Annotated in this window: 1 protein-coding gene; it reads right to left on the bottom strand. The window is 65.4% G+C overall.

From position 1 onward, the window contains the following. Nucleotides 1-614: 614 nt before the first annotated feature. A complete protein-coding gene (locus BCD49_RS35845; protein ID WP_071042397.1) occupies nucleotides 615-6,455 on the bottom strand; it encodes an effector-associated domain EAD1-containing protein in 5,841 nt (1,946 codons plus the stop codon). Nucleotides 6,456-6,562: the final 107 nt, after the last annotated feature.

Genomic DNA, 6,562 nt, shown 5'->3' with positions numbered 1-6,562 from the left:
GACCCCGGTGAGCTGGCGCTCCCGGTTCATCGCCCGGTTCGCCACTACCGACGAGGCGGTCAGCGCGTCCTCGTTGAGCAGGCTGGTCACCACAGCAGTCTCCCGGATCGCCGTTCCGCGTCCGGTCGCGGTGGGGGCCGTCTGCGATGGCCAGGCCGGTACAGAAGCCCGCGGGTGGCCGGGCGTTGCGGGGCAGCGCGATGTCCTGGGACGAAGGGGAGTCGTCGGACAGGCCGTGGCGCGCCAGCGATTGATTTGCTCCTTGTAGCTCTGGATGGCTTGTCGCGGCACGGGTCCGCTCGACAGCCCTCAAATCGAGGCGTGAGGGAGGCCTTACCGATTGCGCCCGTTGGGGTCTTCCATACGTCGGCGTGGGCGGCGGGGGCATTGTGGCTGTCTTCGCCGATAGCACCGCTCCATACATCGCCGTGTCGGACACCGCGACGCCCGCGGTGAGGCATTCAAGGTTGAGCAATCCGTAGCCACGAGCACCCAACGGCGATCGGTTCCCGACCCTGAAGCCTCGTCGGCGGGCGAGGCAGGTGGACGAGCCATCACAGGGCGTTTGAACAGTGGCTCCGACGTGCTGTTCTGGCCGTCGGATAGAACAATTATTAGATGATCATCTCGTCGCCAGTTGGCGTCAGGTCCTTTATGCGGCCAGGATGTTTTGTGATTTTCGAAAGTGATTCGGCAGCCTTGTTTCGTGTATCGGCGTCGTGCGATGAGTCGATGACGTCCAGACGAAGAGTGTGGAGCGCAGCGAAATGGTGGGCCGGCGCGATGGCGGCTAGAGCCTCGGCGATCTCACGCCGCCTCGCCGGATCGGCTAGTCGTGCCGCGTGGAGGGAGACGAGAGCGTTGATTGCGATCGTCCGGTGAAGGGCTCCGAACCGCGCGGCCTCATAGCAGGTCATCGCCTGGTCGAATCCTCCGTTGCTGCACCGTTGCAGGAGCTCACGCAGAACCCTGCGCGCCGGGGCTCGGAACTCCCGACCGAAGTCGGGGAGGAGACGTGCTGCCTGTCGACGGTCAGATGGCCGCTGTGTGGTGTCGTCAGCCAGGTGGAGGAGCATGTCGATCGCGTCCCTGGGATCATTGCCGCGGTTCTTGTGGAGCTCCTTGCGGGCGAGTGCGCGTTCAAGCGGAGTCGACGCTTCGTCGGTCGCCTGCTGACGAAGATATTCAAGAGCCTTTCGGCGAAATTCCTGGCCTCCCTTGGCCAAGCATCTTGCTGAATCCAGACGGGTCTGGGCATCAGCATCTGAATCCAGGCAGATCGCTTCAAGCGCCACGACTGCTTGGTCGGAGGCGAGCGTTGCAAGCGGCCGGGCCGCAGACAGGCGTTGTCCACCGGAGATGCCGGTGTCGGTGGCAAGGCGTTCGAGGATGGCGACTGCCTGCGGCCGATGCTGGTTGAGTTCTAGGAGCGCAGTCGCGGCCTCGGCCCGTTCCCAGGGATCAGCGAGCACATCGCCGGTGACCAGGAGAAGTAAGTCGGCGGCGTCGACACGGGTCTTCGCACCAAGGGTGGCCAGCCTGTCCGCAGCCTGGCGGCGTTCCCAGGCGCGCAGGGACCCGTCGGCGGCGATCGCGGAGAGAAGCTGGGCGGATCGATCCTCGTGGTGTCGGCTTACTGCGAAAAGTTCGCTGGCTGCGCAGACGCGACGCCAGCCGTCTTCGAACTTATCAGAGGCGGTCTCGATAAGGAGGTCCACCACACGGTGGTGATGGTGGTCGTCGAGGTCGGCATGTATTCCCTCGCAGTAAGCGCGGACCAGTCGATCGTCGATCGTGTCGCTGGTCAAGGATTTTAGCGCCCGCATTGACGCCTGCCGGCCACTGGTGCCCAGTTCGGTGAGCGTCTCTGCCGCCCAAAGGCGGTTCCACATGTCGGTCGTCGTTTCGGTGCACAACGCGTACAACGCGGCGATGGACTCGGTGAGCGCGGAAGGGCCGAGTTCGGCCAGCGATCGTGCTGCCCAGCGGCGGACTGGTGCATCGAGCACGCGGCTAGTCGTAATCTGCCGGAGCACGCCGCGGGCGGCGATCTGCCCCGGTGAGCCGAGCCGTGCAATGCCGCGTGCGGCCACTAGGCGTTCATGCGCGTCGTTGTCTGGGTCGACGGCCAGCTGGGAGAGCACCCGGATCGCGCTTTCCCAGTGCTCGGCCCCGTAGCGGGCCAATGTCTCCGCCGCCGCCTGTTGGTTGCCTACACCGAGGGATGGGTCGGTGGCCAGTTGGGCGAAGACATCTGCCGCGCGGTGGTGCTGATCCGCTCCCCGAAGTCGTTGGATTCTGCCCGACGCCTCCAGCCGTGCGTCCTCGTCCGCTGCAGGGTCAAGTGCCAGAGCCGACAACAGCTCTGCTGCTCGGGCKGGTTGCGCGTTGAGGCTGGCCGCCGTCGCTGCTACGAAGGTCCGATCTTCGGCGCCGATCGCAGGCTCGACCGCAAGCAGGTCTAGGAGTTCCTTGGCCTGTTGCGCGTCGTTCGGGCCAAGGTTCGCCAGAGCCTCGGCAGAGAGCAGCCGGGTTCTGAGTCTGACCAATGGGCTCGCGGTGAGATCGTGGAGGACGCCAGCGCCGCGTCGCAGGTCGTCACCACGCAGGCGGATGAGACTCTCCGCTGCCCGGCGCCGTGTCGCAGCAGCCATGGCTGGGTCGCCGGCAAGATCACGCAGTACGGCGGCGCCGCGTCTCCGATCCTCACTGCGCAGCTCAGCCAAACTGCTAGCGGCTTGGCGCCGGTCACCCGCGTTGACGGTTCCGTCGATTGCGAGGCTATACAAAGCATCCGCGGCGCGATGCTGATCTTCTCTGCCGAGTTCCGCTAGGCTGTCTGCGGCCCGGCGCTGGTGGTCGGCGCTGATCATTCCGTCAACCGCAAGGTTGTAGAGAACGGCGGCCCCCCGACGCTGATCCTCACCGCCCAGCCTCGTTAGAGCACGCGCGGCTTGGTGTCGGTCGTCGACGTCTATGGTTCGGTCGGTCGCAAGGCTGTAAAGAACGGCGGCCCCGCTGCGCCGGTGGTCACCACCCAGCTCGGCCAGCCTCGCCGCAGCCCTCGACCGCTGGTCTACGGCGATGGTCGTGTCAACCGCGAGATCGTAGAGTACAGCGGCTTTCGAGCGGTGTCCATCACCACGGTCTGGCATTGCTGCTGCAGCGGTCACGCGATCCGCGTCGCTCAGCAGTGGATGCGCGGCGACTTCGCAAATCAGCTGCATGGCGATCTCGCTATACTGTGGGCCAAGATCGGTCAACGTATGCGCCGCGTCGAGTCGAGTCGAAGGAGCGGCGGTGAGACTGGCCGCGATGCGGCTTACGAGAGCACCTACGAGCGGGCGGGCACTGGGCTCCAAGACGGCAAGAACTGCTGAAGCCAAGAGATGTTCGCCTGACGCCGCCGTGGCGTCGCGTAACACGCTGGCGAAGAACTCCAGAACTTCGCGGCGGTGCTCGGCCGATATCTTGGCCTGGCTCTCTGCCGCGATACGGCGTTCGTCGACGGCCCTGGTCGGATCCGTGAAGATCCGGTACATGGTCTTCGCGACCAGAGCTGGGTCTTCGTCGGAGAGCCTCGCTAGAATATGCAGAATATCATCTTTGCGAGTCGAATAAGGTCCAGGACCCTCGACAATCTGTTGCAATGCGGGGAGTATTTGGCGTCGGTGTTCCTCGTTTATTTCCGTCAGGTCGCGCGCCGCTAGTTCCTTCCAATACCAGTCGATGTCGTTCTCTCGGCCAATCGGCGCGACTACGAGGGCTAGGAGCGCTTGGGCGGCCTGATCGCGGCGCTGCGGGCCGAGGTCGGCCAGTTTTCGCGCGGCCTCGAGACGTTGGTATATCGAGGTGGTGATGTCTGCGGTCAGATCGCGCAAGGCGGTGGYCGCCGCGTCGCGAAGATCGGGGATGATTGCGGCAGCGGCGGCGAGGGCCTCCGTCTGATAACGCCTGTCGACTGTCGGGTCGGAAGCGATAATCCGCAGGATGTCTGCGGCACGTTGCCGATATTCTCCGCCGAGTTCGGCGAGGGTGCTAGCGGCCTGTACCTGGATGTAACCGGTGGTGGCTGGACTCTGGGCAAGCTCTTGCGCGATGACAGCCCCGCGATCTCGATGCTCACCACCGAGTCCAGCCAGCTCGCGCATCGCAAATGCGCGGTCGTACTCGTCACCGCCTTCTTCAGCAGCCATGGTGGCCAGTGCGTCCGCAGCGTCCGCGCGGTCGTGTACGCCGAGCTCGGCAAGTTCCCGCGCAGCTCGAACTCGCTCCGTTATCGGGTAGGTGTGATCGGAGGTCAATGTTCGTAGGGCTGCGGCGGCACGGATGCCATGGCTTCCCCCGAACCGGGCGAGACATCCAGCCGATGCGCATCGAAGCGCTATCGATTGATCATCGGATATCCATCGGTTCAGAGCGTCGATGGCACGATCGTGGAGGTCCGGACAGCTTTTCCGGAGAAGRCCGAAGATGGTGATTGTCATGGCCGGTTGGACTTGCGGGTTGGCCGACAGCTGGCGTAGCTGGTTCCGGACCGCCGAGTGGCGGGTCAGGCCGGCCATTTGTCGCAGCCTCCAGGCCCCCCAGAGACCAACGAGAACGCGCTCTTCGAGCTGGCTGAGAAAGGTGGCCAGTTGGGCGCTGTCTGCCGGAGCTCCCTGGATGACCAGTTCGGCACCACGGTCCTGGTAGTCGCGCCCGCCAGTCAGGAGCATCGTCAGCAGGCTGGCGCCTGGGCCTTGGCGGTGCAGGTAGTGCAGCACTACGCGGGTGCCGCTCTCGTCCTCAAGCAGCAGTCGGCGGATCAGGTCGTCCCACGGGGGCAGCTCCGGCCGGACGTCGTCCGGGAGTGCCCGCGCCGTCGCGCTTGCTGCGAGGTGCTCCGCGAAGGTCTGGTGAAGGAATCGCAGACGCCCGCCTTGCCGACTGAGCAGGCCGCTGAGCGAGAGCCATTCGGCCATCGACTCGGTCCAGCCTGCGGGCAGACGTTCTGGTAATGGAGCCTGCGCCACTAGGTATTTCTCAGTGTCATCGAGCAGGCGGGTATCGGCCGTCGTGTAGGTCGTGGCGAGTCGCTCAAGGAGCTCGACACGGTGTGCCTCCAGCCAGTCCGCAAACGCGGTTCCGCCAGCAACGAGCCGAAACGATTCGAGCGCGGCGGAACGGGCAATCGCGCGGATAGCGCCGAGGTGGTCGATGTACTGCTCGTAGAGTTCGTACCGGCTGCCGGGCAGAGGCTGATCCAGCCTCGCGGCATGGACCTGTGCGGCGAGCGCGGCGAGGAGAGGAACCTCCAAGATGTCGCCGAGCCCCGCCGCTTCAATCTGGTCGAGGAACTCCCGTGCGGCGGCCTTGCCCGCCAGGCTGTTATCGGGGTCGAACCAACGATATGCGAAGGTGTTCAGTGCCGCTGCGTCGAATGGTTGCAGTTCGTAGAAGCCCACCTGAGGACCGGCCAGCAGTTGGACTTCTCCTGGTGCCAGCGGCCTAGTGGTCACCAGGAAGCGGGCCGGGCTGTCCGGGTCGGACATCCGTGCGGCCAATGCCGTGAGCAGCTTCTCGCGGCTGGCCTGGTCGGGAATCTCGTCGAGCGCGTCGACGATCACAAGCCAGGGCAGGTCGTGGACCGTGGTGGTGAAGAGAGCGGGGATTGGCAGGCCATCGCCGAGCGTGTCGTATTCGTTGGCGACCGCCGCGGGCAACGCCTCGTTCCAACCCCGGTGTAGGTGCATTGCCAAGACCCGGGCCGGTAATACCAGCGGCACCGCAAGCCGCTCGACCGGTGGCGTTCCGGTCGGGTCGAGCAGGGCCCGCGCCAGTTCGTGCGCGACCTGGTAGCCCAACGTCGTCTTGCCGAGACCGGCAGCGCCCTCGATCACGAGGTGGCCATGCTTGCCGACCACTTCGTCGAATGGCTGGGCCAATGCCCGCACCAACCGGTCCTTCTCAACCCACGGCGCGCCGGCCCTCTCTGGCGCTTCCTCGCGAACCTGCCGGGCCTCGCCTGCGGCGCTGACACTCGGGCGGACATAGACACTCGACAACGATGATCGCCGATCACCACGAAACGACCGCGGCAGGCTATCTGTAACCTTCAGCGTCATCCGTAGCAGGCTCAGTAGCCTCGGTGGCGCTTTCGGTCGCCCCTTCGCGGCGCCGTCCGTGACGAACGGCCCGTCATCGGTCAGGCCAGCAGGCCCGAGACCAAGGATCAAGGCATCGTGTCCAGGGAATAGCCGAGAGGCCTCGGTGAGGATCGCGGTTCGCAGACCAGGGACGGCGCCGTGAACGATCAGGAGCGAGACCTCTGTCCAGAAGGTCAGGCGGTCCCGGCTCTGCGACGCGGGATGCCGGCTGCGAGGAAGCCCTGCCCGTTCCAACAACTGCTCGGCCTCGAGGGGGGCAAACAGGTTCGCGAGCGTGTCGATCTCCTCGCGTGACAGCCCCTCCACGCTCCGCCCACCCCCGCGCGCTCACCGGTCGCAGTAAGGTCGCGACCCTGACGGACATCATCCACCGTGTCGTTGTGCCGCACCCGGGCCTATAGGCAGATCCGGAG

It is taken from the genome of Pseudofrankia sp. EUN1h, assembly GCF_001854645.1.
Classification (GTDB): Bacteria; Actinomycetota; Actinomycetes; order Frankiales; family Frankiaceae; genus Pseudofrankia; species Pseudofrankia saprophytica.
This window is presented reverse-complemented; position numbering and strand designations above follow the sequence as displayed.